Annotated in this window: 26 protein-coding genes; 17 read left to right on the top strand and 9 right to left on the bottom strand. The window is 73.5% G+C overall.

Going from position 1 to position 24,480, the window contains the following annotated elements; all coding sequences use genetic code 11:
- Positions 1–235: 235 nt before the first annotated feature.
- The 8 genes from ABZ312_RS32185 to ABZ312_RS32150 all read left to right on the top strand — a co-directional run bounded on the left by ABZ312_RS32185 (position 236) and on the right by ABZ312_RS32150 (position 7,171).
- Positions 236–997 (top strand): DeoR/GlpR family DNA-binding transcription regulator, encoded by a 762-nt coding sequence (locus ABZ312_RS32185; protein WP_500326407.1) that lies wholly within the window; start codon positions 236–238, stop codon positions 995–997.
- 118 nt (positions 998–1,115) lie between these two features.
- On the top strand, positions 1,116–2,510 hold the full coding sequence (locus ABZ312_RS32180; protein ID WP_500439292.1) for an ABC transporter substrate-binding protein: 1,395 nt from the start codon (positions 1,116–1,118) through the stop codon (positions 2,508–2,510).
- Positions 2,511–2,517: 7 nt separating this feature from the next.
- The gene (locus ABZ312_RS32175) at positions 2,518–3,492 is read left to right on the top strand and encodes a carbohydrate ABC transporter permease (RefSeq protein ID WP_500358119.1); all 975 of its coding nucleotides are present in this window, start codon (positions 2,518–2,520) and stop codon (positions 3,490–3,492) included.
- Entirely contained in the window at positions 3,489–4,340 is an 852-nt protein-coding gene (locus ABZ312_RS32170; protein ID WP_500326412.1) for a carbohydrate ABC transporter permease, read from the top strand. Before ABZ312_RS32175 ends, ABZ312_RS32170 begins: the two co-directional genes overlap by 4 nt.
- A complete protein-coding gene (locus ABZ312_RS32165; RefSeq protein ID WP_500326414.1) occupies positions 4,337–5,326 on the top strand; it encodes a zinc-dependent alcohol dehydrogenase family protein in 990 nt (329 codons plus the stop codon). Before ABZ312_RS32170 ends, ABZ312_RS32165 begins: the two co-directional genes overlap by 4 nt.
- Positions 5,323–6,270: a carbohydrate kinase family protein gene (locus tag ABZ312_RS32160; RefSeq protein ID WP_500439291.1), complete on the top strand. Its 948-nt coding sequence runs from the start codon at positions 5,323–5,325 to the stop codon at positions 6,268–6,270. Before ABZ312_RS32165 ends, ABZ312_RS32160 begins: the two co-directional genes overlap by 4 nt.
- Positions 6,271–6,344: 74 nt before the next feature.
- Entirely contained in the window at positions 6,345–6,716 is a 372-nt protein-coding gene (locus tag ABZ312_RS32155) for an ASCH domain-containing protein (protein WP_500326417.1), read from the top strand.
- A 2-nt stretch (positions 6,717–6,718) separates the two neighbouring features.
- Positions 6,719–7,171, top strand: a complete 453-nt coding sequence (locus ABZ312_RS32150; protein ID WP_500358114.1) for a DUF5990 family protein — start codon at positions 6,719–6,721, stop codon at positions 7,169–7,171.
- Between the two features lie 123 nt (positions 7,172–7,294).
- Here ABZ312_RS32150 and ABZ312_RS32145 read toward each other — a convergent pair whose 3' ends face one another.
- Together ABZ312_RS32145 and ABZ312_RS32140 are read right to left on the bottom strand one after the other, a co-directional pair.
- Positions 7,295–7,453: a hypothetical protein gene (locus ABZ312_RS32145; RefSeq protein ID WP_179279708.1), complete on the bottom strand. Its 159-nt coding sequence runs from the start codon at positions 7,451–7,453 to the stop codon at positions 7,295–7,297.
- 237 nt (positions 7,454–7,690) lie between these two features.
- Entirely contained in the window at positions 7,691–8,890 is a 1,200-nt protein-coding gene (locus tag ABZ312_RS32140) for a PP2C family protein-serine/threonine phosphatase (RefSeq protein WP_500326421.1), read from the bottom strand.
- A 295-nt stretch (positions 8,891–9,185) separates the two neighbouring features.
- On the opposite strand from ABZ312_RS32140, the gene ABZ312_RS32135 reads away from it, so the two are divergent.
- Positions 9,186–9,419: a hypothetical protein gene (locus tag ABZ312_RS32135; RefSeq protein ID WP_500439290.1), complete on the top strand. Its 234-nt coding sequence runs from the start codon at positions 9,186–9,188 to the stop codon at positions 9,417–9,419.
- 87 nt (positions 9,420–9,506) lie between these two features.
- Here ABZ312_RS32135 and ABZ312_RS32130 read toward each other — a convergent pair whose 3' ends face one another.
- Positions 9,507–11,273, bottom strand: coding sequence for an ABC transporter ATP-binding protein (locus ABZ312_RS32130; RefSeq protein WP_500358111.1), 1,767 nt, complete (start codon positions 11,271–11,273; stop codon positions 9,507–9,509).
- Positions 11,274–11,480: 207 nt separating this feature from the next.
- Here ABZ312_RS32130 and ABZ312_RS32125 point away from each other — a divergent pair, with 207 nt between their 5' ends.
- Together ABZ312_RS32125 and ABZ312_RS32120 are read left to right on the top strand one after the other, a co-directional pair.
- The gene (locus tag ABZ312_RS32125; RefSeq protein WP_499515636.1) at positions 11,481–11,672 is read left to right on the top strand and encodes a hypothetical protein; all 192 of its coding nucleotides are present in this window, start codon (positions 11,481–11,483) and stop codon (positions 11,670–11,672) included.
- 23 nt (positions 11,673–11,695) lie between these two features.
- Positions 11,696–12,043: a hypothetical protein gene (locus tag ABZ312_RS32120; RefSeq protein WP_500439289.1), complete on the top strand. Its 348-nt coding sequence runs from the start codon at positions 11,696–11,698 to the stop codon at positions 12,041–12,043.
- On the opposite strand, the gene ABZ312_RS32115 is transcribed toward ABZ312_RS32120, so the two are convergent.
- Entirely contained in the window at positions 12,038–12,556 is a 519-nt protein-coding gene (locus ABZ312_RS32115) for a DUF1003 domain-containing protein (RefSeq protein ID WP_500326429.1), read from the bottom strand. The genes ABZ312_RS32120 and ABZ312_RS32115 overlap by 6 nt on opposite strands.
- Positions 12,557–12,676: 120 nt before the next feature.
- On the opposite strand from ABZ312_RS32115, the gene ykgO reads away from it, so the two are divergent.
- A complete protein-coding gene (gene ykgO / locus ABZ312_RS32110; protein WP_018562490.1) occupies positions 12,677–12,799 on the top strand; it encodes a type B 50S ribosomal protein L36 in 123 nt (40 codons plus the stop codon).
- A 73-nt stretch (positions 12,800–12,872) separates the two neighbouring features.
- On the opposite strand, the gene ABZ312_RS32105 is transcribed toward ykgO, so the two are convergent.
- Complete coding sequence (locus ABZ312_RS32105; protein ID WP_500439288.1) at positions 12,873–15,023, bottom strand: SpoIIE family protein phosphatase; 2,151 nt, start codon at positions 15,021–15,023, stop codon at positions 12,873–12,875.
- Between the two features lie 242 nt (positions 15,024–15,265).
- Between ABZ312_RS32105 and ABZ312_RS32100 the strand changes: the two genes are divergently transcribed.
- Positions 15,266–16,138, top strand: coding sequence for a chitosanase (locus ABZ312_RS32100; protein WP_500326433.1), 873 nt, complete (start codon positions 15,266–15,268; stop codon positions 16,136–16,138).
- Between the two features lie 98 nt (positions 16,139–16,236).
- Here ABZ312_RS32100 and ABZ312_RS32095 read toward each other — a convergent pair whose 3' ends face one another.
- The 3 genes from ABZ312_RS32095 to ABZ312_RS32085 all read right to left on the bottom strand — a co-directional run bounded on the left by ABZ312_RS32095 (position 16,237) and on the right by ABZ312_RS32085 (position 20,500).
- The gene (locus ABZ312_RS32095) at positions 16,237–17,082 is read right to left on the bottom strand and encodes a GNAT family N-acetyltransferase (protein ID WP_500439286.1); all 846 of its coding nucleotides are present in this window, start codon (positions 17,080–17,082) and stop codon (positions 16,237–16,239) included.
- A gap of 6 nt (positions 17,083–17,088) precedes the next feature.
- The gene (locus ABZ312_RS32090) at positions 17,089–18,879 is read right to left on the bottom strand and encodes a SpoIIE family protein phosphatase (RefSeq protein ID WP_500326436.1); all 1,791 of its coding nucleotides are present in this window, start codon (positions 18,877–18,879) and stop codon (positions 17,089–17,091) included.
- Between the two features lie 88 nt (positions 18,880–18,967).
- Positions 18,968–20,500, bottom strand: a complete 1,533-nt coding sequence (locus ABZ312_RS32085) for a GMC family oxidoreductase (protein ID WP_500439285.1) — start codon at positions 20,498–20,500, stop codon at positions 18,968–18,970.
- Between the two features lie 331 nt (positions 20,501–20,831).
- Between ABZ312_RS32085 and ABZ312_RS32080 the strand changes: the two genes are divergently transcribed.
- The 4 genes from ABZ312_RS32080 (at position 20,832) to ABZ312_RS32065 (ending at position 23,748) form a co-directional block, all read left to right on the top strand.
- On the top strand, positions 20,832–22,223 hold the full coding sequence (locus ABZ312_RS32080) for an L-lactate MFS transporter (protein WP_500326439.1): 1,392 nt from the start codon (positions 20,832–20,834) through the stop codon (positions 22,221–22,223).
- Positions 22,220–22,372, top strand: coding sequence for an MFS transporter small subunit (locus tag ABZ312_RS32075; protein WP_499515627.1), 153 nt, complete (start codon positions 22,220–22,222; stop codon positions 22,370–22,372). The genes ABZ312_RS32080 and ABZ312_RS32075 overlap by 4 nt, the downstream gene beginning before the upstream one ends.
- Before the next feature lie 175 nt (positions 22,373–22,547).
- A complete protein-coding gene (locus ABZ312_RS32070) occupies positions 22,548–22,814 on the top strand; it encodes a hypothetical protein (protein WP_499515626.1) in 267 nt (88 codons plus the stop codon).
- Between the two features lie 88 nt (positions 22,815–22,902).
- Positions 22,903–23,748: an endo alpha-1,4 polygalactosaminidase gene (locus ABZ312_RS32065; protein WP_500439284.1), complete on the top strand. Its 846-nt coding sequence runs from the start codon at positions 22,903–22,905 to the stop codon at positions 23,746–23,748.
- Between the two features lie 161 nt (positions 23,749–23,909).
- On the opposite strand, the gene ABZ312_RS32060 is transcribed toward ABZ312_RS32065, so the two are convergent.
- A complete protein-coding gene (locus tag ABZ312_RS32060; RefSeq protein ID WP_500439282.1) occupies positions 23,910–24,404 on the bottom strand; it encodes a hypothetical protein in 495 nt (164 codons plus the stop codon).
- Positions 24,405–24,480 lie beyond the last annotated feature (76 nt).

The following is a 24,480-nucleotide window of genomic DNA, read 5'->3' as shown; positions in this document are numbered from 1 at the left end:
CGCCACCCGATGATCACCCAAACGCAGAAAAACCCGCAAACTCACTGGCGTGATCCGGTCGAACCATCGCCGACCTGCGTCACCTCACTTCCGGAAGCGGGCAGAAACGGGCGTACTCCGCCCTTGTACGGGCTGACCGCACCGCTCCCCCCGGCGGTATAAATCTCGGACGGGCGGAAACGGGCGGCCGATGCCCGAACGGCCATGACGGAACCGGGACCAGGGAGGTGCGGCCATGCGCGGCGACGAACGGCAGCACAGGATCCTGGCCCTGGTGCGGCAGGCCGGACGGGTGGAGGTCACCGCACTGGCCGCGGACTTCAAGGTGGCACCGGAGACGATCCGCCGTGACCTCAGCGAGCTGGAGCGGCGCGGACTGGTCCGCCGGACCCACGGCGGGGCGTACCCGGTGGAGAGCGCCGGCTTCGAGACGGACCTGGCCCGCCGCGAGACCCACCAGGTGGAGGGCAAGCGCCGGATCGCCGCGGCGGGGGTGAAGCTGCTCGGCGAGGCGGAGACCGTCTTCATCGACGAGGGCTACACCCAGCAGTTGCTGGCGGCGCTGCTCCCCACCGACCGCCCGCTGACCGTGGTGACCGCCTCGCTGCCGACCGCGGCGGCGGTCGCCCAGTCCCCCGAGACCACCGTGCTGCTGCTCGGGGGCCGCGTACGTGGCCGCACCCTGGCCACCGTCGGCTCCTGGGCCACCCAGATGCTGTCCTCCTTCGTCATCGACCTGGCGATCATGGGGGCCAACGGCATATCCCGCGACTTCGGCCTGACCACCCCCGATCCCGTCGTCGCGGACGTCAAGGCGCAGGCGGTGCGCTCCGCGCGGCGTCGCGTCCTGGTCGGGATCCACACCAAGTTCGGCGCCTCGAGCTTCTGCCGGTTCGCGGAGATCGGCGACTTCGAGACGATCGTCACCGACACGGGCCTGCCGGCCCCCGAGGCCCACCGCTACTCGCTGCTCGGCCCCAACGTGATGCGCGTCTGATCCACCGCACCTCCCCCTCCACCCTGCGCGCGAGCCGCCGCAGGTCGCCCCGGCACACCCCGACGCGCCCCGGGCCGCGGGCCCGATGCCGGGATCCCCCTCATAGGAAGGCCTCCCCATGCCCAGGACCGACACCGACCGCGCAAGGGCGCCACGGCGCCGCGCCGCCGTCCGGCTGACCGCACTCGGGGCCTGCACGGCCCTGCTCGCCACCGGCTGCGCCGGCGCGGGTGGCGGCGGAGGGGACGGCGAGGGCGACGGCGCCTCCGTGAACGTCCTCATGGTCAACAACCCTCAGATGCTGGACCTGCAGAAGCTGACCGCGTCGGACTTCACCAAGAGCACCGGCATCAAGGTCAACTTCACGGTGCTGCCCGAGAACGACGTCCGCGACAAGATCAGCCAGGAGTTCTCCAGCCAGGCCGGCACCTACGACGTCGCGTCCATCAGCAACTACGAGGCGCCGATCTACGGCAAGAACGGCTGGCTGGCCCCGCTGGACGACACCGTCGCCAAGGACCCGGACTTCGACCAGGCGGACATCCTGCCGTCGATGAGGGAGAGCCTGACCGGCGCCGACGGCAAGCTGTACGCGGAGCCGTTCTACGGCGAGTCGTCGTTCCTGATGTACCGCAAGGACGTGTTCGAGGCGAAGGGCCTCACCATGCCCGACCGCCCCACCTGGCAGCAGGTCGCCGGCCTCGCGGCGAAGGCCGACGGCGCCGAGCCCGGCATGAAGGGCATCTGCCTGCGCGGGCTGCCCGGCTGGGGCGAGGTGATGGCTCCGCTGACCACCGTCGTCAACACCTTCGGCGGCACCTGGTTCAGCAAGGACTGGCAGGCCCAGGTGAACGCGCCCGCCTTCAAGGAGGCGACGAAGTTCTACGTCGACCTGGTCCGCGAGCACGGTGAGGCGGGCGCGCCGCAGGCCGGTTTCGCCGAGTGCCTGGGCGCCTTCCAGCAGGGCAAGACCGCCATGTGGTACGACGCCACCTCGGCGGCCGGGATCCTCGACAGTGCCGGCTCCCCCGTCGCCGGCAAGGTCGGCTACGCCCCGGCGCCCGTGGTGAGGACCGACAGCTCCGGCTGGCTGTACACCTGGGCGTGGGGCATCCAGAAGGCGAGCAAGCACCAGGACGACGCGGCGAAGTTCGTGGCCTGGGCGTCCGGCAAGGGGTACGAGGAACTCGTCGGCGAGAAGCTCGGCTGGGCCCGCGTCCCGGCGGGCAAGCGCACCTCCACGTACGCGAACGCGGACTACCTGAAGGTGGCGGGCCCCTTCGCCAAGGCCACCGAGGAGGCCATCGCCGGGGCCGACCCGCGCGACCCGGGCGTCCAGCCGCGGCCGACGCTCGGCATCCAGTTCGTCGACATCCCCGAGTTCCCCGACCTCGGCACCAAGGTCTCGCAGGAGATCGCCTCCGCGATCGCCGGGCGCACCTCGGTGGACGCGGCGCTGGACAAGGCCCAGCAACTCGCGGAGAAGGTCGCCGCCCAGTACCGGAACGGGTGATTCGGCCATGACCGGTACGTCGAGCGCCGTCACGGAAGGGGTGCGCGACCGGGCACCGGTCCGGGCGGTGGCCGCCCGGACCGCGGGCCCCGGCCGGGCCGCCGCGTGGGCCCGGCGCGCGCCCCTGATGCCGGCGCTGGTGTTCATGGTGGCCGTCACCCAGCTGCCCTTCGTGGCCACGCTGGTGATCTCCTTCATGGACTGGAACGCCCTCTACCCCGACCGGCGCGGCTTCACCGGACTGACCAACTACGCCGACGTGTTCGGCGACGCCGACCTGCGGGCGTCCGTCCTGACCACCGTCTGGCTCACGGCCGGCGTCGTCCTGGTCAGCCTCGTGCTGGGACTGGGCCTGGCGCTGCTGCTGGACCGGCGGTTCCGCGGCCGCGGGCTGGTGCGGACCCTGCTGATCGCGCCGTTCCTCCTGGTTCCGGTCGCCTCGGCGCTGCTGTGGAAGCACGCCCTCTACAACCCCGAGTACGGGCTGTTCAACGGCGCCCTGACCTGGCTGTGGCAGCTGTTCGGCAGCGGACGCCCGCCGCAGCCGGACTGGATCACCTCGATGCCGCTCGGGGCGATCGGGGCCTCGCTGGTGTGGCAGTGGACCCCGTTCATGATGCTGATCCTGCTCGCCGGACTGCAGAGCCGCTCCACGGAGGCCGTGGAGGCGGCCCGGGTGGACGGCGCGAACGCCTGGCAGGTCTTCCGCTTCCTGACCCTGCCCCACCTGCGGCGCTACCTCGAACTGGCCGCGCTGCTGGGCTCGGTCTACGTCGTGCAGAACTTCGACGCGGTCTTCACCCTCACCTCGGGCGGCCTGGGCACCGCCAACCTGCCGTACACGATCTACGAGTCCTTCTACAAGGCGCACGACTACGGCCGGGCCTCGGCGGCCGGCGTGGTCGTGGTCGCCGGGACCATCGTCGTCGCCACCCTCGCGCTTCGCCTGGTGTCGACGCTGCTGAAGGAGGAGTCCTCATGAGCGCCGTGGCCGCGCCCGGTGCGCGCAGGCGTCGTTCCGCCTCCCTGTGGGGGCTGGTCGCCTGGGCCGCCGCCCTGCTGTTCGTCGCGCCGATCGCGTGGATGGTGCTGACCTCGCTGCACAGCGAGACGGACGCCGCCACCAACCCGCCCTCCCTCGGCGCCGGGCTCACCCTCGACGGCTACCGGGAGTTCTTCGGCGCCGCCACAGGCGCCAGCCCGTGGCCCGCCCTGGTCAACTCCCTGACGGCGAGCCTGGTCTCCACCCTCCTGGTGCTGGCACTGGCGATACCCGCCGCGTACGCGCTGTCGGTCCGTCCCGTCCGCAAGTGGTCCGACGTGCTGTTCTTCTTCCTGTCCACGAAGATGCTGCCCGCGGTGGCCGGGCTGCTGCCGGTCTACCTCGTGGCGCAGAACCTCGGGCTGCTGGACAACGTCTGGCTGATGGTCCTGCTCTACACCTCGATGAACCTGCCGATCGCGGTCTGGATGATGCGGTCCTTCCTCGCCGAGATCCCGGTGGCGATCCTCGAGGCCGCCGCGATCGACGGCGCAGGACTGCCGGCCGTCTTCCGCCGCATCGTCATCCCCGTCTCCGCCCCCGGCATCGCCGCCACCTCGCTGATCTGCTTCATCTTCAGCTGGAACGAGATGCTCTTCGCCCGGGTGCTCACCGGTGTCCGTTCGGTGACCGCGCCGGTCTTCCTCACCTCCTTCGTCACCAGTCAGGGGCTCTTCCTCGCCAAGGTCTGCGCCGCGGCCGTCGTGGTGTCCCTGCCCGTCCTCGTCGCCGGATTCGCCGCCCAGGACCGGCTGGTCCAGGGCCTGTCACTGGGAGCCGTCAAGTGAAGGCAGTCGTCATCGCCGAGCCCGGGAAGATCGAGCTCGCCACCGTCGAGGACCCCGCCCCCGGTCCTCGGGACGTGGTGGTCGCGGTCGCGGCCTGCGGCCTGTGCGGAACGGATCTGCACATCCTGCAGGGCGAGTTCGCGCCGACGCTGCCGATCGTGCCGGGACACGAGTTCGCCGGCGAGGTGGTCGCGGTCGGTTCGGCCGTCACGGAGGTGGCGGTCGGTGCCCGGGTCGCCGTCGACCCCTCGCTGCACTGCGGCGAGTGCCACTACTGCCGCCTGGGCCGCGGCAACCTGTGCGAGCGGTGGGCCGCGATCGGGGTCACCGAGCCGGGCGGCGCCGCCGAGTTCGCCGTCGCACCGGTCGCCAACTGCGTGGTCCTGCCCGACCACGTGGCGACCGCCGACGCCGCGCTGATCGAGCCGCTGTCGTGCGCCGTGCGCGGCTACGACGTGCTGCGCAGCCGGCTCGGCGCCCATGTGCTGATCTACGGCTCGGGAACGATGGGCCTGATGATGCTGGAGCTCGCCAAGCGCACGGGGGCGGCGAGCGTGGACGTCGTCGACGTCAACCCCGAACGGCTCGCCACCGCGCGGCTGCTGGGCTGCGACCGCACGGCCGGCTCGGCTCAGGAGATCGCCCGCCCGCGCGGCTGGGAGGTCGTCGTGGACGCCACCGGCAACGCCGCCGCGATCCAGGACGGGCTGCAACGGGTCGGCAGGGGCGGCACCTTCCTGCAGTTCGGGGTCGCCGACTACGCCGCCCGCGCGGTCATCGAGCCGTACCGGATCTACAACGAGGAGATCACCATCACGGGCTCCATGGCGGTCCTGCACAGCTTCGAGCGCGCCGCTGAGCTCTTCGCCGCCGGGGTGCTGGACCCCGGGGTGTTCATCAGCGACCGCTTCCCGCTCACCGACTACCCCCACGCCATCGAGCGCTTCGCGGCGGGGGTCGGCCGCAAGATCCTGGTGCGGCCGTGACCGCGCCCGCCACGCTGGTCGCCGGCGAGGCGCTGACCGACGTGGTCGTGGGACCCGACGGGACGCGGCAGGCCCACCCGGGCGGCAGCCCGGCCAACACCGCGCTCGGCCTGGCCCGGCTCGGGCACCCGGTCACCCTGGCCACGCGCATCGGCCGGGACGCGCACGGCGACGCGCTGGTCGAACGGCTGGTGGAGGGGAGCGTCGCGCTGCTGCCGGGGTCGGTCGTGGACGCCCCGACGTCCACGGCCAGGGCCGAGCTCGACGGGAGCGGCAGCGCCGCGTACCGGTTCGACATCACCTGGGACCTGCCCCCGGTCGGGCCGCTCGGCGTGCCGGGGCACCTCCACACCGGTTCGATCGCCACCGCGCTGGAGCCGGGTGCGGGGCGGCTGCTCGCCCTGGTCGCGGCGGTCCGGCGGCGTGGGCACACCGTCTCGTACGACCCGAACCTCAGGCCCGCGCTGCTCGGTCCGCCCGAGACCGAACGGCCGCGCGTCGAACGGCTGGTGGCGCTCGCCGACGTGGTGAAGGCCAGCGAGGAGGACCTCGGGTGGCTCCACCCCGGTCGGGATCCGGGCGACGTCGCCGCCGACTGGGCGCGCCGCGGTCCCCGCCTGGTCGTCCTCACCCGGGGCGCGGGAGGTGCCGAGGCCCACTGGGCACCGGGGGGACGGCACCGTGTTCCCGCCCACCGGGTGGAGGTCGTCGACACGATCGGCGCCGGTGACGCCTTCATGGCGGGTCTGCTCGCCGGTCTCCTCTCCGCCGGGCTGCTCGGCGGGGCGGCGGCCCGGGGGCGGCTGTCCGCGGCCGCGGACGGCGGTCCCGTGCCGCTCGCGGTGGCCGACGCCCTGGAACTCGCCGCGCGGGTCGCGGCTCTGACCTGCGGGCGGGCGGGAGCGGACCCTCCGTTCCTGGCGGAGGTGACACCCGTCGTGTGATGATCCCGCGGACGGCACTCCCACGCACGAGGGGCGGTACGCCGATGTGGCCGCGGGTCGACGGAATGCGCTCCATGGAGCTCGGCACGCCCGACGCGCTGCGCGACGAGCTGAACTCCCTGGTCCTGGCGGGCAGGAAGACCGCGACGACCGGACTGCTGTCCGAGTACGTCGAGGAGTCCGAGGGGCTGGAGTTCGTCGGCGAGCGGCTGGCCCTGCTGGACCGCGAGAGCCGCTGCGTGGGCGTCATCGAGATCACCGGCGTGGAGGTGACGTCGTTCGCGGACGTGACGTGGGAGCACGCCGCCGCCGAGGGTGAGGGGGACGCCTCCCTCACCGACTGGCGGGCCGGGCACCGCCGTTTCTGGGAACGCGCGGGCACCCCCGTCGAGGACGCGACGTCCGTGGTGTGCCTGGCGTTCCGGCTCGTGACGGCGGGAGGCTGACCGTGCGGCTCCGCATCGAGGCACGCGACCTGCCCGGCCGCGGCTTCGGCGACCACGCCGGCGTCCACGTCGCCGTGCAGCGCCGCGCCCGTCCCTCGGAACTCCTGGACCTGCGGCCGGGGGACGCCGCGGCGGCGACGTGGGACCTCGACTGCCGGGTCCGTGAGACCCCTGACGGCGTCGACGTCACGGGCCCCTACGTCCAGGGCGGCCCCGGCGCCCGTTTCGTCTACCTGTCCTGGGGCACGGTGGCCGGTGACGGCGGCTTCACGATGTTCCGCCGCGCCAAGCTGATGCTCGACGGCGTCGGGACCGGGACGCTCCGCGAGGCCACACGCTCCGGGATGCTCGTCGGGCGGCTGGGCCTCACCGACGCCAGGGGCGGCCCGCTGTGCGCCGCCGTGCGGCCGCCGCTCATCTCGTGGTCGGCGCAGGCGCCTGACGCGAGGGGCTGAGGAGGACGCGCGAACGGGACCGCCACCCCACCGGTGGGCGCGCCCACGGTCCGCACGACCGCTTCCGCCTTCCCACCGGCGCCGGGCAGTGGTCCCGTTCCGTCACAGGGGGGCTCGGGTCCCTCAGTCCTCGCCCCTGACGATGTTCCATTCCTTGCCGCTGTCGGGCTCCCGCTGCGGCGGATTGCCCCGGCCTTCCTTCACGACAGCAGGCCGGCAGGTGCGTATCTGCTGGTCGCGGGGGATGCGGGTGCTGGTCGGGTGGCCGTTGCGTGTGTCCACGGCTGGGCGCCTCCTCAGGTCTTCTCGACACCGCATACCCGTTCGAACGTGATTTACACCACATAACATTCCCGATCAGGGCATGTCTCTCGGGGACACCCGGCGGGCGCCCGGCGGCCGTCGCGCTGCGCGATGGCCGCGGCACCGACCGTGTCCGCTGCCACGCGGGCGGTCCGTGGGCCGTCGGAATGCGGCTGCCCCGGGCCACGCGGTGGAAACCGCCCCGGGCACCCGTGTTCAGCGGGTGGGGTGCCACTCGGCGAGCAGGACGGTGGCGTCGTCGTCGAGACGGCCGTGCCGGTGCGCCAGGATGGCGTGGACGAGCCGCCGCAGGACCTCCGGGGCGGGGTCGCCGAGCGCGGTGGCGTGCACGACGTACTCGGTGAGGCGCCGCTCGCCGAACTCGTCGCCGCCCTCGGTGCGGGACTCGGTCACGCCGTCGGTGTGGACCAGGACCCGGTCACCGGGTTGCAGCCGTGTGGAGTGGACGGAGCGCGGGCGTCCGCCGCACTCCGGACCGAGGCCGAGCGGCAGGTCCGCGTCGCGCTCCAGGGCGCCGTTGACCACGTGCCGGGCGCGGATCAGCCGTGGCACGGGGTGCCCGCAGTTCGCCCACGCGAACTGGCCGCTGCGGACGTCGAGGTCGGCGAAGACCGCGGTCGCGAACCGGTCCGGGATCCACTCGGCCAGGGTCTCGTCCACGGACTTGACGATCTCGCCCAGGTCGGCGCCGGCGCGCCGGGCCGCCCGGCAGCCGGCCAGCGCCACGGCCGCCACGAGCCCCGAAGCGAGGTCGTGGCCCATCGCGTCGACCACCGTCAGGTGCAGGTGGTCCCCCTGGAGGCTTTGGTCGAAGGCGTCGCCGCCGATCTCGTACGCGGGCTCCAGCACGGCGCTGGAGGTCACCTCGGTCGTGCCGAGGGTCCGCGGCGGCAGGAAGGCCCACACCAGCTCCGCGGCGGCGCTCATCGGGCGGCTGCGGACGAGCCGCAGCATGTCGTCGCCCGCCCCCGCACCGGAGACGATCGCCAGGCCCGTCACGTCGGCGAGCGCGCGGCAGCGGGCGAGCAGTTCGGGGTCGATCCGGTGGGCGGTGACCTCCATGACGCCGATCCGCTCCACGCCGTCCACGAGGGGGAGCCACATCGTGACCCGGTCGTCCCGCTCGCTCAGGCGCAGTGAGACCGTCCGGTAGGCGGCGCCCGCGGGCGTGCCGTCGACGGCCACGGCGCGGCGCGCACCGCAGGCCGGGCCGCCCGGCAGCGGGACGAGCCGGGACTGCTGGACGTCGGCGAGGAGGACCGTCACGTCGTCCAGGCCCACCTCGTGGGCGGCACGTGCGACAGCGGCGCCCCACTCCTCCGGGGCGACTTTGTGCGAGCGCTGCAGGAGCCCGCTCAGCAGGGTGCCGAAGCCGGTGTCGTCCACCGTCACCATCACCTGTCGGTGCGCCGTCCCCGGCCGCGGGCCGGGACGTGGGGCACCTGCCCCGGACACCTCGCCCGAAACATCGCACCGCTCCTGACCTGCAAATGCGTCCAGTCACGCGATGCCGCGGCGACGCGGGCATCCCCGGATCGCCTACAGGCGCCGGTTCCGCAGAACGTCATATTCCAGCAAATCGAGTGCCAATACGGGCGTGCCGCACCTTAACCGGCACCGCGAGGCCCGACGCTTCTCGTGTCCCACCCGTGCGGGTGCCCACGGCACCCGCGGAGACAGGAGTCGATCCATGCGCGTTTCCCGTTTCGTGGCCGCGGTCGGTGTGGCCGTGGCCGTCGTCCTGGGCGGTGCGGCGGCCGCCGGCGCCGTCACGCCGGAGTCCGTCCGCGCCCACGGCACGCACGCCACGCACGGTGACCACGGGCGCGGCCACCACGGCCACCACGGCAAGCGTCATCACCACCGCTGGCACGGGCACCGGACGCACCGTCACCACCACGTCGTCAACCACCACCGCCGCTGACCTCGGCCCGATCCGCACGGAAACGCCCCGGGGGCGCCGCTCCGCGAACGCGGAGGGCGCCCCCGGGCGCGTGCGGGGCCGGCGGGCTCAGGCGGTCTGGGCGCTGCGCAGCGCGGCGTACGGGCCGCCTGCGCGGAGCAGTTGCTCGTGCGAGCCCACCTCCGTGATCCTTCCGCCGTCCATGACGACGATGCGGTCGGCGTTGCGGATGGTGGACAGCCGGTGGGCCACCACGAAGACGGTGCGGTTGCGCACCAGGCGTTCCAGCGCCTGCTGGACGAGGGCCTCGGAGCGGGAGTCGAGGGCGGAGGTCGCCTCGTCCAGCACCAGCACACGGGGGTCGCGGATCAGCGCGCGGGCGATGGCCAGGCGCTGCTTCTGGCCGCCGGACAGCCGGGCTCCCCGCTCGCCGACGACCGTGGCGAGACCGGCCGGCAGCCGCTCCACGAACTCCAGGGCGTTGGCGGCCCGCAGGGCCTCCCGTACCGCCTCCTCGGGGACGCCCGGCATGCCGTACGCGACGTTCTCCCGGATGGTCCCCTCGAAGAGGATGGACTCCTGCGGCACGACGGACACGAAGCGGCGGTAGCTGCGCAGGTCCAGGGTCTCCATGTCCGCCCCGTCCAGCAGGATCCGGCCCTCGGTGGGGCGCAGGAAGCCGATGACGAGGTTGAGGACGGTCGACTTGCCGGCCCCCGAGGCGCCCACCAGCGCGATGGTCTCGCCCGGGCGGACGGTGAGGGAGAAGTCGCGCACCGAGTGGTCGGCGGCGTCGTCGTAGGTGAATCCGACGCCTTGGAAGTCCACCCGCCCGCGGACGGCGGCCACCTCGGACTTGCCCGCGTTCTGCTCGAGGTCGGGCGCCTGCAGCACCTCGCCGACCGAGCGCACCGACTCCAGTCCCTTGCTCACCACGGGGGTGAGGCTGAGCAGGGTGGTCACGGCTGCGGTGAGGGCGGAGAAGTAGGTGGTCAGCATGACGACGTCGCCTGGGGTGACACCGAGCCAGCCGTGGTACGCGGCGAGCGCGGAGCCGAGCAGGCAGCAGGTGCCCAGGACGTTGAGGACGATCCAGGCGAGGGAGCCGAAGCGGCCGTTGAGCCGGTCCAGACGCAGCCCCGCGGTGAGGACCTGGCTGAGCGTGCCGTCCACGCGGCGCAGCGCGGTGGACTCCAGGCCGTGCGCGCGCGTGATGGGGATGAGTGTGGTCATCTCGGTGACCCGCGAGGAGAGTTGCTCGACCTCCTGGCGGAACGATTCGTTGGACTCGCGCAGCCGCCCCCGCAGCCACATCACCAGCGCGGACGTCGCGGGCACGACGACCAGGAAGACCGGCAGGAAGGACGGTGCCTGCACGGCGATGACCACCAGCGCGCCCAGCAGCGTGGCGAGCGCGGACAGGCCCATGTCGCCGGTCTGCTGGACCGCCTGCTCGATGGCCTCGACGTCCCGGATGACCTTGGTCTGCAGGACCGCGGAGTTGACCTTCGCGTGGTAGCCGATGGAGAGCTGCTGCATGCGCTGGCACAACGCGGAGCGCAGCCGGGTGCCGGTGCGGCGGGCGCTGCCGTACCAGCAGCGCACGTAGAGCAGGTGGAAGGGGTAGTTGAGGACCAGCATCAGCAGCAGCACGCCGGTGCCGAGCAGCATGCCCGACAGCGGCCGGTGCTGCACGATGACGTCGATGATCTGCGCGGTGACCAGCGGGGTCAGCCAGATCGGGGTGTGCTTGACCATGAACGCCAGCACGGCCAGGGCCAGTCGGCCGCGGTCGTGCCGGAAGAGGTAGGCGAGGGTGCGGATCGGGTGCTCACCGCGGTAGCGGTGGTCGAGCGGGCCGTGCGGCGACGCCATGCGGGGACTCCGGGTGCACGAGGGCGCGGGGTGATGAGACGGCACTGGCTCATCGTCCGGTCACCGCGGAATCCTAGGCTGTGAGCGCTCCCAGGGACACCGTCAGGGGGCGCTGACGGGTCCCGGCCGACTGGGGGGCCGGTCCGGGGGCAGACGGTGGGGGAAGGGGCGGCACGAGGGCGCGCCCCCGGACCACTGGGAGGGACGATGCTGGCCATCGTTGCGGCCGTCGTCTTCGCGGTCGCGTTCATCATCAACGCCACCGGGACGGCGACGGAGGCCGTGTTCACGCCGACGAGCCTGCTGCTGGTCGGGCTGACGCTGCTCGCCGCGCACCTCGGCGGGGTCGGCTCGGGCGCGGGCGCCCGCTGGTCGGGGTACCGCCGGCGGCGGCGCTGAGCCCTCCGGGGAGGGGGACGACCATGACGTACCGCCGAGATGACGCGCCCGAAGGCGCGGCACGGCACCGCCCGGGCTTCAGCAGTCCGGGGTTCTCCACCTCGGCCGACGGCCCCGGCCCGGGCACCGACCCCGGCACCGGGGACGGGGTCGGGGTCGGGGTCGGGGACGGAGACGGCGGAGCCGTACCGCCGCCCCCGCCGATCCCGGAGTACGAGGTCCCGGAGCCGGAGGTCGGGGTCGTCGCGGAGCCCGGTTTCGAGTCGCCGGGTTTCGAGTCGCCCGGGTACTCCAGTCCGGACTTCGCCAGTCCGGACTTCACCGGCCCCGGTCCGCTGGGCGGCGCGGACCCGGACGGCCAGGGGTCATGACGCGGGCGGCTCCGCGGCCGCCGTCGCCGGCGGGGCCGTGACCTCCATCCGGGCCCGGCTCTCGGCGATGAGCTGCCGGACGTTCCGCTCGACCTCCTCGGGGTCGAGGCCCAGGGCCCGGCCTATGTGCGCGGTCCAGACCTCGGAGCGCACGTTCGTCTCGAAGGCGAGGTCGGCGCGGATGTTGTCACGGGCGGCCTGGCGGTTCTGACTGACCATGACGAAGGTGGAGAGGAAGATCGCCTCCAGGCTGACGATCATGGTGAGCAGCCCGAAGGGGTACGGGTCGAAGACCGCGCCCGGCCCCGCGAGCCCCTGGTTGAGCAGGATCCAGACCGCGAACCAGACGATGTGGACGTAGACGAAGGCCATCGAGCCGGCGAAGGCGGTGATCGCGTCCGCGACCCGGTCCTGGGCACCCCTCCCGCGGGCGAAGACGACCCGTTCGTGCGGGGAGCGGACGAGCGGGCGCGGCGGCGAGGGGACGGCGGGGCCGTCGGAGGGGGAACTCATGGCCCTCATCCTGCCCCCGGCGCTCCACGGCACCGGCACCGGGAACCGGCGGGGGAAGAAACCGCACCCTTCCCGTGTTGGCATGGGCGGATCAAGAACCGCCCGAAAGGAGGCGAACCGGTGAAGGTACGTGCCTCGCTGCGCTCCCTCAAGAACGCCCCCGGCTCGCAGATCGTCCGCCGTCGCGGCCGCGTCTACGTGATCAACAAGAGGGACCCCCGCTTCAAGGCCCGCCAGGGCTGAGCCGCGGACCGGGCGCCGCGCACCGTCCCATGACGGCGCGCGGCGCCCGTCTGCGTCTGCGTCCGCGACCGGGTCACCGGGGCGGCGTCAGGGAACGCAACAGCAGCAGCGCGATGTCGTCGGTGCGCCGCCGGCGCTCGGCGGTGAGGGCGAGCACGCCGTCGGCGACCCGGTCCAGCGGCAGCTCGCCGGCCACGGCGAGGTGGTCCGAGAGGTCCGACAGTTCGGCGTCGACGTCGGTCCCCGGGCACTCGACCAGCCCGTCGGTGTAGAGCATGAGCACCGAGCCCGGCGGGAACGGGAACTCGACGGTGCGGTAGACCGCTTCCGCGTCGATGCCCAGCAGCGGGCCCTGCGCGAGGTCGAGCGCCCGCACCTGGCCACCCGGTTCCCGCAGCAAGGGGGCCGGGTGGCCCGCCCCCGCCGCCATAGCCCGCTGCCCGTCCGGGTCGAGGTGCAGGTAGATGCAGCTGGCGAGGAGGTCCACGTCCAGGTCCAGCAGCAGCCGGTTGGTGCACTCCATCACCTGGCCGGGGGACTGCCCGACGGCGGAGTACGCCCGGACCGCCGTGCGGACCTGGCCCATCAGGCCCGCCGCGGTGACGTTGTGCCCCTGCACGTCGCCGATCACCGCGGCCGCCCGGTCCCCCACGGACAGCAGGTCGTAGAAGTCGCCGCCGATGTCCATGCCCTCGGTGCCCGCGAGGTACCGTGCCGCGGCCTCCAGGCCGGGGAGCACCGGCAGGGTCCGCGGGAGGAGCGCGGACTGCAGGCCGTGGGCCAGCCGGTGCTTGGCGTCGTAGAGCCGCGCCCGTTCCAGGGCCTGGGCGATCAGGCCGCCGAGGCTGGTCAGCAGGGCCCGCTCGTCGGCCCCGAAGCGGTGCGGTTCGGGATATCCCAGCACGCAGGTGCCCACGGGACGGCCGGAGGCGATGAGCGGGAGGTAGGCCCACGCCGCCATGCCGTCGGCGACCGGCGGCCGGTCGGGGAAGCGCTCCCGCATCTCCTGCTCGGACTCCAGGAACGCCGGCGCACCGCTGGCCAGCACCTGGGCGGCGGGCACCGGCGCCGACATCGAGATGCCGTCGTACCGGTCGACGACCGACGGATCCCGGTAGCCCCGGTGGCCGAGCACGCGCATCCTCCCGGCCTCCGGGGCGACCATGGCCACCACCCGGCTGCCGACCGCGGGCATGATCTCCTCGGCGACCAGGTCGATCACGTCCTGCACGCAGACGGCCTCCGTGAGTGCCCCGGACAGGTTCACGAGGTGGGAGATGGCCACCAGTCCGACCGCGGGCTGCGTCACGCCGTGCGGGCCGCCGGGCACCACCGGCGCCTGCGCCACCGGGCCGCGGGCCGGTGAGATGCGGACGCTGACGCCGTTGCTGCTGGGATGGAGCTGGAAGGTGAGCCAGTCGCCCGGCGGGCGCAGCGCGGTGAACGAAGTGGGCTGCCGGCTGATCAGCGCCGCGCGGTGCCGTTCCTGGTGCACGGGGTCGTCGAGCCAGGGCAGCGTCCGCCACAGCGTGTGCCCGAGCAGCTTGCGCACCGGTACGCCCAGCCGGCGGGACGCCGCCCCGTTGGCGTAGGTGACCCGCCCGTCGAGGTCGAGGGAGCACAGTCCCTCCGGCAGCCGGCCCACCATGCGCACCGCCTCGACCGCCGAGGAGACCCCGGCGACCGGGGCGCCGATCGTCACATGCTGCCCGCGCCGGACCGGCCGGCCCGCGGCGGCCTCGTGTTCCAGGTGCCGGGCGAGCCGGTCGCAGGCGGTGACCAGGTGCTGGCGCTCCCAGTCGGCCAGCTCGGGCGGATGGGCGCCCGGCCAGGTGACGAACACCGAGCCGAAGGCGGCGCCGGCGGTCTCGACGGGCAGTGCGGCGAGGGTGAAGGGGTACGGCAGGACGAGTGCGATCCGCGGGTACCGGCGCGCCATCTCCTCCTCGCCGCCGACCCAGACCAGCCGGCGTTCGCGCAGTGCCTCCGCCACGGGGATCGGGGCGCCCAGCCCCACCCGTTCCCACGGTGCGGCGAAGGCGCGCGGCAGGCCGGCCATGACGGCCATCTCCAGCACCGGCTCGCCGGGGGCGAGGAGGTAGATCCCCCCCGCGTGCGCCCGCACGCCGTCCATCATCGCGAACAGCGCCGGGGCCAGCAGGCCCTGGTCGGTCCGCTCCCCGGCCTCGGGGTGCGACGGAGCGGAAGGGAACCCGTCCGGCACGGGTATCACCTCCTCCGCCTCTTCCCGTCCAGACTGCCTCCGGGCCGCGGACCGCGCATGCGGGAGACGTACGGCCCCGGGCGGAGGCGTGTGGCCATCCGGCAGCGGCGCCCAACTCCCTTGCCCCTGCGGACAGATGACATGCGGCGTTTTTGTTCGAACCTCTTGGCGTTCGACTGGCCCGGTGCTTCAATGTGGCTCTGTTAGGAAGGTTTCCTAACTTCTGACCCACGGAGTCACCCGTGCAGATCCCCCCACACCGTCATGCACGCACCCTCCCCCGCCGGCGCGCCGTCCTCTATGCGACCGCCGCCCTGACCGCGGGCGTCCTGGCCGTCGGCGTCGGCTCCCTGGCCTCGGCCGCGCCGGGGCAGCCGGCCGCCGCCGCCGCGGCCGCGGCCGGCGTCGGGCTCGACGACCCACACAAGAAGGACATCGCCATGCAGCTGGTGTCCAGCGCCGAGAACTCCTCGCTCGACTGGAAGGCCCAGTACAAGTACATCGAGGACATCGGCGACGGCCGCGGCTACACCGCGGGCATCATCGGCTTCTGCTCCGGCACCGGGGACATGCTCGAACTCGTCGAGCTGTACACCGATCGCAAGCCCGGCAACCCGCTCGCCCGCTACCTGCCCGCGCTGCGCCGGGTCAACGGGACCGACTCGCACAGCGGCCTCGGCTCCGGCTTCGAGAGCGCCTGGCGCAGCGCCGCCGCCGACCAGGCGTTCCAGCAGGCGCAGAACGACGAACGCGACCGCGTCTACTTCGGCCCCGCGGTCCAGCAGGCCAAGGCGGACGGGCTGCGCGCGCTCGGCCAGTTCGCGTACTACGACGCGATCGTCATGCACGGCCCCGGCGAGGACAAGGTCAGCTTCGGCGGCATCCGCAAGACCGCCCTGTCCAAGGCCAGGACCCCCGCACAGGGCGGCGACGAGACGACGTACCTCCACGCCTTCCTCGACGCGCGCAAGGCGGCGATGAAGACCGAGGAGGCGCACAGCGACACCACCCGGGTCGATACGGAACAGCGCGTCTTCCTCAACAACGGCAACCTCGACCTCAACCCCCCGCTCAAGTGGAAGGTCTACGGGGACAGTTACACCATCAACCAGTGACGTCCCCGCGCACGCCCCTCCGGGCGGTCTCCCCGACCGGGGGGAGGCCGCCCGGAGCGGTGCCGGGCCTGGATCCGGGCCCGGGCCCGGGCCCGGGCCTAGCCGAGCTCCAGGCTGGTGACGCCGTACATGCCGGTCAGGTCGACGTCGGGGACCGGGCCCGTGTACATGCGCGCGGCCTCGAACACGGGTGCCAGACCGAGGTGTTCCACCAGACGCACGGCCGCCTCGTTGGGGTCGGGGACGTCGATCACGAGGGGCTCCCCCGGTGTGGTGCGGGCCAGCCCCATGAGGAGCGCGAGGGCGACCTTCCCGGACGAGGCGTACAACGGCCCCACACGGGACGGGCCGCGGGCGGCGCGCAGCACGCCGAGGCCCTGCAGGCGCCCGTCGGCGACCGCCGCGAGGGCGGTGCGGTCCGGAAGGGTGATCCAGGAGGCGAGGAAGGCGTCGCGCGCGGCGGGGAAGAACCGGCGGTCGTAGCGGGCCAGTTCGGCGAATCCGACGCTCCTGGCGTCGATCAGGGCGACGCCGCCGGGCATGACCCCGCCCGACGGCGCGCCCTGGTAACGGATGTTCCGCCAGGCCGTGCTGAACCCCGACCTGCGGTAGTTCTCCTGTTGCGCGACGACCCCGTCGAGGCCGACGTTGCGGCCGGCGAGGTGGTCGAGTCCGGCGCGCCAGACCCGGAACCCGTAACCCTGGCCGCGGAAGGGCGGCCGGGCGATGTAGAGGCCGACGAAGCCGAAGTCGGCCCCGTAGCGCACCGCGGAGACCGAGGCGACGGGTTCACCGTCGAGCCTGCCGAACAGGAAGCCGGCCGGATCGGCGGGGAAGAAGGCCTGCCCGTCGGACCTGCCGGGGTTCCATCCCTCGTCGTCGGCCCAGTCGGAGAGCCGGCTGATGTCCTCGGCGCCGGCGGAGGAGACGTGGAACGCGGTCATGGAGACCTACCTCTGGAATCGGTTGCCGGGAAACGGTGACGGGCACCGGGGGCGCGAAGGCGCCGGGGACACCGCGCGGGTGCGGGCGATGAGGAGGGTGACGTCGTCGGGGGGTGTCGCGCTCGGCAGGGTGCCGAGCACCGCCGAGCAGAGGTCGTCCAAGCGCAGCCCGGGCCGGTCGAGGGCGCGCCGCACGCGCTCCATCCCGGTGTCGACGTCGTGCCGGCGGTCCTCGATGAGGCCGTCGGTGTAGAGGGCAAGGAGGCTGCCCTCGGGCAGGTCCACCTCGGCGGCCTGGTACGGGGGCATCCCGAGGCCGAGCGGTGTGCCGTTGGGCAGGTCGAGGAAGGTGACGCCGCCTCCGGGGTGGCGTACGGCGGGCGGCGGGTGCCCGGCCCTGGCCATGGTGCAGCGGCGGGAGGCGGGGTCGTAGACGGCGTACAGGCAGGTGGCGCTCACGGAGGCGGCGTGGAGGCCCTCCCCCTCCTCCTCGGCGAGGCGGATGATCGCCTGGTCGAGGTGGGCGAGCAGCTGTTCCGGCGCCAGGTCGAGGTCGGCGAGCGTCCGCACCGCCGTCCGGAGCCGGCCCATCGTGGCCGCGGCGTCGATGCCGTGGCCGACCACGTCGCCGACCACGAGCGCCACCCGGTCGCGCGGCAGCGGGATCACGTCGTACCAGTCACCGCCCACACCGTCCTCGAGGTCCGCGGGGAGGAAGCGGGAGACCACGTCCAAGGAGGGGCCGCCGCACACCCGGCGCGGGAGCAGGCCCCGCTGGAGGGCGAGGGCCGTGGCGCGCTCGTGCGTGTAGCGGCGTGCGTTGTCCAGGCTCAGCGCGGCCCTGGCGACCAGTTCCTCGGCGAACAGCAGGTCGTCCTCGTCGAACGGCCGCGGGTCGTCGGTGCGCAGGAACAACACCACGCCCAGGACGACGCCGTGGGCCCTGAGCGGCAGGATCATCAGCGAGTGCATCCCGAACTCGTCGATCTTCCCGGCCCGTGCCGGGTCCCGGCTGAGCCACGAGGAGGCGGTGTCCAGCGCCGGTTCGAGCAGCGAGCGGCCGGTGGACAGGACGCGCTTGAGGGGCGAGGACGACGGTACGTACACCACGTCGCCCACCCGGGAGACCGCCTCCGGCGCGCCCTCGTGGACCGAGGCCAGGCCCGCCCGGCGGAACACCGGCAGGTAGTCGCCGTCCGGGCCGAGCCGGGACAGCGGCTCCTCACCGAGCCGCAGGGTGTCCGCGAGGTCGACGGTGACGTAGTCGGCGAGGCACGAGACGGTGAACGCGGCCAGTTCCTGCGCGGTGCGCATGACGTCCAGGGTGGTGCCGACGCGGGCACCGGCCTCGCCGAGCAGCGCCAGGCGGTCACCGGGCCGGTGCCCGCCCGTGATCCGCAGGACGACCAGGCACACGCCCATCGGCCGGCCCGCCGTGTCCTCCAGGCGGATGCAGGAGACGGAGTACGCCCCCTCAGCGCGCACGCCGTCCACCGCCGGCACGAGGTACTCGCGGCCGGTGACGGGAGCGCCCGTCGCCAGCACCTGGCGCATCACGGCCTCCAGCGCGCGTGCCCCGGCGGGCAGCGCCGCGTCCGGACGGCGTCCCAGCCGTCGCTCCCGCGGGATGCCGTCGTAGTCCTCGAGCGAGTCATTGACCCACGTGCACCGCAGGTCGGTGTTCCAGAGGGCGAGGCCGATCGCCGAGGGGGCGAGTGCGGACCCCAGCGCCGCCCCGGTGACGCCCACCACCCGCTGGAGGAGGCCGGCCAGGTCGATCGGTGCGGGTGATGCCATGTCGCGTCGGTCCTTCGTCTGGGCTGCGGGGATGTGCAGGCGCCCGGATCCGGCCGGTGAGGGTGGCCGGATCCGGGCCGAGGGGGGCTCAGCGCCCGAGGAGGTCCGCCGCGCGTTCGGCGATGGCGTAGACCGTGGCGGCGATGTTGCCGGAGGGGATGGTGGGCATCACGGAGGCGTCGGCGATCCGGAGGCCGTCGATGCCGTGCACGCGCAGGTCCGTGTCGACGACGGCGAGGTCGTCGATGCCGATCCGGCACGTGCCGACGGGGTGCATGTACGAGGCCAGGGTGCTGCGCGCGTAGGCCCGCAGGCCGGCGTCGTCCTTCACGTCGGGCCCGGGCAGGACCTCGTGCGCACGCCATCCGTCGAGGGCGTGCGCCCGGCCGATCTCCCGTGCCAGGAAGAGCGCTTCGACCATCGTGCTCAGGTCGCGTTCGTCGCCGTAGTAGTCCGGGTCCACCAGGGGCAGGGCGTCCGGTGCGGCGCTCGCGAGCCGTACGGTGCCGCGGCTGTACGGCCGCATCGGGGAGACCGCGATCCGGTACCCCTGCCCGTCCGGCACGTGGGGCGCGGGCGCACGGCCCGGCGCGTCGGCCAGGAGCACCTGCACGTCGGGGTCGCGGATGCCGAGCCGGCTGCGGACCAGGCCGACGGCCTCGCCGTGGTTGTTGGTCCCGGGCGGAACGGGCCGGGCCGCGCGGTGGACGACGTCGGCCAGGGGGTGGTCCTGCAGGTTCGACCCGACGCCCGGCAGGTCGAGGGCGACGTCGACACCCATGTCCCGCAGGTGCGCCTCCGGGCCGACGCCGGAGAGCATCAGCAACTGCGCCGTACCGATGGTCCCCGCGGTGAGGACGACCTCGCCGCGGCACCCGACCGCGACGGTGCCGGTACCGGTGCGGTCGGCGTGCCCGTACTCCACCCCGACGCACCGGCCGTCGCGCAGGAGCAGGCGGTGGGCCAGTGCACCGGTCACCACGGTCAGGTTGGGGCGGTGCCGGGCGGGGGTGAGGTAGGCGTCGGCGGCGCTCTGCCGCCGGCCCCCGACGATGTTGAGGTCGCTCCAGCCGAAGCCCTCCTCCAGACCGCCGGCGATGTCGGCCGCCCGCCGGTACCCGGTCTGGGTCGCCGCCGTCAGGAGCGCGGCCACGACCGGATGGGGCGGGCTGGCGGGTCCCACGGTCAGGGGGCCGCCGACGCCGCGGAGCACGGGGTCCCGCCCGGGGGCGTTCTCACTGCGCTTGAAGTACGGGAGCAGGTCGTCGAAGCCCCAGCCCTTCGCGCCGCCCGCGGTCCACGCGTCGTAGCCGGAGCGGTGACCGCGCACGAAGGTCATGGCGTTGATGGTTGACCCCCCGCCCAGGCCGCGGCCGCGCGCGAGGGGGGTGGTGGTGCCCGTCGCGGACTGCCGGACGGTGGTGTCGCCCCAGTTCGCGGGCGTCCCCAGCAGCGTCGGCCAGGCGGGCGGCGACGCCGCCGCGGCTGGTGGCCGGTCTCCGCCCGCCTCCAGCAGGAGCACGCGCGCGCCGCCTCGTTCGGAAAGGCGCGCGGCGAGCACGCTGCCCGCGGTGCCGCCGCCGACGACCACGTAGTCGTAGCTGTCCGTTATCGCATGCATGGGTCACCTCTGACCGGCCACGTCCGGCGTTTCCAGTGATAGCCCGAATCGGCTAACACCGGACACGATAACCCCAACCACTCATAGCCGAACAAGCCGCCAGTTATTGCACCTATTACGAATCGATATGGGCAGATCCCGGCAAATCCCTCATGTCCGCCCAGTCCGTGAGCCGCGCCTGCGGGCGCCGGTCCGCCGAGGATCGGCCCGATGCCGCCCGGACCCCGAACCCTCCCGCCGCCAGGGCAAGTTCATCGCCCGACGCCCTACCCAGGGATGGATGAAAGTTGTACGGTCCACGGGATCAAGTCCCCTCACGGAGGTACTCGCCATGGCGTCAACGGGCGTACCCGACGTCCTCACCCGTGCCCGCACCGTCGCACCGCCGGGCTGGAGCCGCTGGCTGGTACCGCCGGCCGCACTCTCCATCCACCTCGCCATCGGGCAGGCGTACGCCTGGAGCGTCTTCAAGCCCCCGCTGGAGTCCTCGCTCGGGCTGAGCGGCACCCAGTCGGCGCTGCCGTTTCAGCTGGCGATCGTCATGCTCGGCCTGTCGGCCGCGTTCGGCGGCACGCTCGTCGAGCGCAACGGGCCCAGGTGGGCCATGTGCGTGTCGGCCCTCTGCTTCTCCTCCGGCTTCCTCATCTCGGCCCTCGGCGCCGCCACGCGCCAGTACTGGCTGATCGTCCTCGGTTACGGCCTCGTCGGCGGCATAGGCCTCGGCATCGGCTACATCTCGCCGGTCTCCACGCTCATCAAGTGGTTCCCCGACCGGCCCGGGCTCGCCACCGGCATCGCCATCATGGGCTTCGGCGGCGGCGCGCTCATCGCGTCGCCCTGGTCGACGCAGTTGCTGTCCTCCTTCGGCGCCGACTCCGCCGGCATCGGGCAGACCTTCCTGGTGATGGGCCTCGTCTACGCGGTCTTCATGACCTTCGGGGTGCTGCTGGTCCGGGTCCCCGCGGACGACTGGCGGCCGGCCGGCTGGACCCCGGCGGCCGACACCGCGCGCCCGCTCGTCACCACCGCCCACGTGTCGGCGCGCAACGCGCTGCGCACCCCGCAGTTCTGGTGCCTGTGGGTGGTGCTCTGCATGAACGTGACGGCGGGCATCGGCATCCTGGAGAAGGCCGCGCCGATGATCACCGACTTCTTCGCGAACACCTCCACCCCGGTGACGGCCACCGCCGCCGCCGGTTTCGTCGGCCTGCTGTCGCTCGGCAACATGCTCGGCCGGATCACCTGGTCCTCCACCTCCGACCTGGTCGGGCGGAAGAACATCTACCGCCTCTACCTCGGTGCGGGGGCGCTGCTGTACCTGCTCATCGCCCTGCTCGGCGACGACTCCAAGCCGCTGTTCATCATCGCCGCCGCCGTCATCCTGTCCTTCTACGGCGGCGGGTTCGCCACCGTGCCCGCCTACCTCAAGGACCTTTTCGGGACATACCAGGTGGGCGCGATCCACGGACGGCTGCTGACCGCCTGGTCCACGGCCGGCGTGCTCGGGCCGCTGATCGTGAACGCGATCGCCGACCACGAGAAGTCGGCGGGACGGACGGGGCCCGACCTCTACTCCACGTCCTTCGTCATCATGATGGTGCTGCTGGTGATCGGCTTCGTCGCCAACGAGCTGGTACGACCGGTCCATCCGCGCCACCATGACGGACCGTCCGCCGAGCCCAAGGCCACGACCGGAACCGAGTCGGAAGGAGCCGTCCGATGACCGCCCCGAACCCCGCGCCCGCCGCCGACGCCTCCGCCGGGGGCGGCCGGCTGCCGCTCATGGTCGTCGCCTGGCTGTGGGTCGGCGCGCCCTTCGCCTACGGCGTCTACGAACTCGGCCTGAAGCTCAAGCAGTTGTTCACCGGCTGACCGGCTTCACCGCCGGCTCCCGCCACGGGCCGCCCCGTCCGCACGGACCGGGCGGCCCCGTCACACGCCGACCCCACCGGCACGGCTGAGCATGCCGGACGGGGGTATCCGGACCCCGTAGAGGACCGCACGTTCCGTGCCGCGGAGCGGGCGCCGACCCACGGAGGAAGGAACCATGCCCCACAGCAGCGGTACCCGTACCGGCGCGAGCCCCGACACCCTGGGCGTCGTCGGCCTGATCTGCGCGGTCGCCGGATTCTTCGTTCTCGGCATCATCCTCGGCCCGGCCGCGGTCGTGTGCGGCTGGCTCGCGATGGGCCGCACCTTCCGCGGCGCCAAGCCGGTGCTCCCGCTGATCGCCGTCGTCCTGGGCGCGATCGACACGCTCATCGCGCTCGTGTGGCTCACCGGCACCCACTGGACCGGCGGCGGCTTCATGTGAGCCGCGGCGCGGACCCGGCCGAGGGCACCACGGGGCCGGACGGGAGGATGGTGCTCCCCCGCCCGGCCTTCGCCGTCCAGGAGCGTGTGTGCCCCTCCCCGACCCGTGCGCGGCGCCGCGTGCCGTCCCCGTCGTCCTCACTGTCCTCGCCGTCCTGGCGGCCCTGGCGCTGACCACCGGGTGCGGTACCGGCGACCGCCCCTCCGCCGCCCCGCACGTGGTGCCGCCGGAGGCGGGGGCGTCCTTCGACTACCAGATCGGCGGCGGCTACCCGCCGCCGAAGGGCGTGCGCGTGGTCTCCCGCGACCGCGCGGACCGGCCGGCCCCGGGCGTCTACTCGGTCTGCTACGTCAACGCCTTCCAGGCCCAGCCCGGCGAGCTGTCCCGGTGGCGCGCCCGGAATCCGGGCCTGCTGCTGCACGACGGGGACGGCGGGCTCGTCATGGACGACGAGTGGGACGAGGCGCTGCTGGACACCTCCACCGCCGCCGGGCGGACGGCACTGGCGGAGATCGTCGGCGCCTGGATCGACGACTGCGCGCGGCGGGGGTTCCAGGCGGTCGAGCCGGACAACCTCGACTCGTTCGAGCGCTCCGACGGCCTGCTCACGGCGGCCGACAACGCCGCGTTCGCCCGGCTGCTCACCGCACGCGCCCATGCGGCGGGGCTGGCCGTCGCCCAGAAGAACACGGCCGAGCTCCTCCCCCAGCGTGCCGCCATCGGCTTCGACTTCGCAGTCGCCGAGGAGTGCGGCGCGTACGACGAGTGCGGCCGGTACGCCTCCGCGTACGACGGCCGCGTCCTCGTCGTGGCGTACGACGCCGCCGACTTCACGGCGACCTGCCGCCGCTGGGGTGCCCGCCTCGCGGTGGTGCTCCGCGACCGCGACGTGGTGCCCGCCGGGGAGCCGGGCCACGTCTTCCGTAGCTGCTGACCGCCGCGCCAGGGCCCGCGGGCGGATCCGTCCGGCAGGGCAGCGCGGCACTGTCGGTGTGGGCGTGGCGGACGGCGGCGATCGGTCTCCACCGGCGCCTGGGGTTCAGCGTTCTGGACCTCTCCGGGGAACGCGCCACCGGCCGGCCGCCACGCCCGGGGTCATGACGTGGTCACGGCGTACCAGCGGCCGTCCCGCTGCTGGACCAGGTGGTGGGCGGCGAGGCTGTCGATGTGCCGTGCAATGGTCGCGGGCTGGTAGCCGACGCTGGCGCTCAGGGCGTCGATGGTCGTCCCGTCGCTCCCGGCCGCGCGGAGTTCCTGGAGGGTCTTGAGCGCCGTACGGGCGAGGCCGGACTCCTCGAGGCGGGGCTCGGCGGGAGCCGGCACGACGGCCGCGGCAGGCGCCGGGGACGGGGGCCGGGTGGTCGACGCTCCCGGAGGCGCGGCCGGGGCGGGCACGGGGGCGGGTACCGCGGTGCCGGAAGGGGCGGGCGGGACCGGCGAGGCGGCGGTGTCGGAAGGGGCGGGCGGGACCGGCGAGGCCGCCGGGGCGGCTGGTGCGGCCGCCGGCGCGGTACGGACGGGGGCGACGGGCCTCGGCGTGCGATTGACCGTGCGGTGCTTGCGGCCCTTCTGGTGACGGCGGGTGCTCATCGGGCGGACCTCCTTCACTGTGATCTTGAAGGGCCAACGGGGGACCGCCGCCGGAGTCACGCAGATGCGTGCATGC

This window comes from Streptomyces sp. NPDC006207 (assembly GCF_040613835.1).
Taxonomy (GTDB): Bacteria; Actinomycetota; Actinomycetes; order Streptomycetales; family Streptomycetaceae; genus Actinacidiphila.
This window is presented reverse-complemented; position numbering and strand designations above follow the sequence as displayed.

Coding starts and splice junctions, on each gene's coding strand:
- ABZ312_RS32080 (WP_500326439.1), top strand. CDS start 20,832: ATGGCGTCAACGGGCGTACCCGACGTCCTCACCCGTGCCCGCACCGTC.
- ABZ312_RS32070 (WP_499515626.1), top strand. CDS start 22,548: ATGCCCCACAGCAGCGGTACCCGTACCGGCGCGAGCCCCGACACCCTG.
- ABZ312_RS32155 (WP_500326417.1), top strand. CDS start 6,345: ATGGAGCTCGGCACGCCCGACGCGCTGCGCGACGAGCTGAACTCCCTG.
- ABZ312_RS32060 (WP_500439282.1), bottom strand. CDS start 24,404: ATGAGCACCCGCCGTCACCAGAAGGGCCGCAAGCACCGCACGGTCAAT.
- ABZ312_RS32140 (WP_500326421.1), bottom strand. CDS start 8,890: ATGGTGACGGTGGACGACACCGGCTTCGGCACCCTGCTGAGCGGGCTC.
- ABZ312_RS32090 (WP_500326436.1), bottom strand. CDS start 18,879: ATGGCATCACCCGCACCGATCGACCTGGCCGGCCTCCTCCAGCGGGTG.
- ABZ312_RS32175 (WP_500358119.1), top strand. CDS start 2,518: ATGACCGGTACGTCGAGCGCCGTCACGGAAGGGGTGCGCGACCGGGCA.
- ABZ312_RS32130 (WP_500358111.1), bottom strand. CDS start 11,273: ATGGCGTCGCCGCACGGCCCGCTCGACCACCGCTACCGCGGTGAGCAC.
- ABZ312_RS32125 (WP_499515636.1), top strand. CDS start 11,481: ATGCTGGCCATCGTTGCGGCCGTCGTCTTCGCGGTCGCGTTCATCATC.
- ABZ312_RS32115 (WP_500326429.1), bottom strand. CDS start 12,556: ATGAGTTCCCCCTCCGACGGCCCCGCCGTCCCCTCGCCGCCGCGCCCG.
- ABZ312_RS32170 (WP_500326412.1), top strand. CDS start 3,489: ATGAGCGCCGTGGCCGCGCCCGGTGCGCGCAGGCGTCGTTCCGCCTCC.
- ABZ312_RS32185 (WP_500326407.1), top strand. CDS start 236: ATGCGCGGCGACGAACGGCAGCACAGGATCCTGGCCCTGGTGCGGCAG.
- ABZ312_RS32095 (WP_500439286.1), bottom strand. CDS start 17,082: ATGACCGCGTTCCACGTCTCCTCCGCCGGCGCCGAGGACATCAGCCGG.
- ABZ312_RS32075 (WP_499515627.1), top strand. CDS start 22,220: ATGACCGCCCCGAACCCCGCGCCCGCCGCCGACGCCTCCGCCGGGGGC.
- ABZ312_RS32085 (WP_500439285.1), bottom strand. CDS start 20,500: ATGCATGCGATAACGGACAGCTACGACTACGTGGTCGTCGGCGGCGGC.
- ABZ312_RS32180 (WP_500439292.1), top strand. CDS start 1,116: ATGCCCAGGACCGACACCGACCGCGCAAGGGCGCCACGGCGCCGCGCC.
- ABZ312_RS32135 (WP_500439290.1), top strand. CDS start 9,186: ATGCGCGTTTCCCGTTTCGTGGCCGCGGTCGGTGTGGCCGTGGCCGTC.
- ABZ312_RS32120 (WP_500439289.1), top strand. CDS start 11,696: ATGACGTACCGCCGAGATGACGCGCCCGAAGGCGCGGCACGGCACCGC.